The 858-nt window shown below is 56.5% G+C and carries 1 pseudogene; it reads right to left on the bottom strand.

Annotated elements, in window-relative coordinates:
• Positions 1-857: pseudogene (locus tag C5687_RS24295) on the bottom strand (IS3-like element ISSen4 family transposase); the annotation flags it as partial.
• Position 858 lies beyond the last annotated feature (1 nt).

Below are 858 nucleotides of genomic sequence, written 5' to 3'. Positions count from 1 at the left end.
TGGCTTGCCCGGCTGGATTAAGCGCAACTCAACACCATGCTCAAAGGCCCATTGATCCAGTGCACGGCAAGTGAACTCCGGCCCCTGGTCAGTTCTTATCGTCGCCGGATAGCCTCGAAACAGTGCAATGCTGTCCAGAATACGCGTGACCTGAACGCCTGAAATCCCAAAGGCAACAGTGACCGTCAGGCATTCCTTTGTGAAATCATCGACGCAGGTAAGACACTTGATCCTGCGACCGGTGGAAAGTGCGTCCATGACGAAATCCATCGACCAGGTCAGATTGGGCGCCGCCGGACGGAGCAGCGGCAGACGTTCTGTTGCCAGCCCTTTACGACGTCTTCTGCGTTTTACGCCCAGGCCACTGAGGTGATAAAGCCGGTACACGCGCTTATGATTAACATGAAGCCCTTCACGGCGCAGCAACTGCCAAATACGACGGTAGCCAAAACGCCTGCGCTCCAGTGCCAGCTCAGTGATGCGCCCTGATAAATGCGCATCAGCAGCCGGACGGTGAGCCTCATAGCGGCAGGTCGACAGGGATAAACCTGTAAGCCTGCAGGCACGACGTTGCGACAGACCGGTCGCATCACACATCAGCATCACGGCTTCCCGCTTCTGGTCTGTCGTCAGTACTTTCGCCCAAGAGCCACCTGAAGCGCCTCTTTATCCAGCATGGCTTCGGCAAGCAGCTTCTTGAGTCTGGCGTTCTCTTCCTCAAGCGACTTCAGGCGCTTAACTTCAGGCACCTCCATACCGCCATACTTCTTACGCCAGGTGTAAAACGTGGCATCGGAAATGGCATGCTTGCGGCAGAGTTCACGGGCGGGTACCCCAGCTTCGGCTTCGCGGAGAATA

This window comes from Enterobacter sichuanensis (assembly GCF_002939185.1).
In the GTDB taxonomy this organism is placed as follows: domain Bacteria; phylum Pseudomonadota; class Gammaproteobacteria; order Enterobacterales; family Enterobacteriaceae; genus Enterobacter; species Enterobacter sichuanensis.
This window is presented reverse-complemented; position numbering and strand designations above follow the sequence as displayed.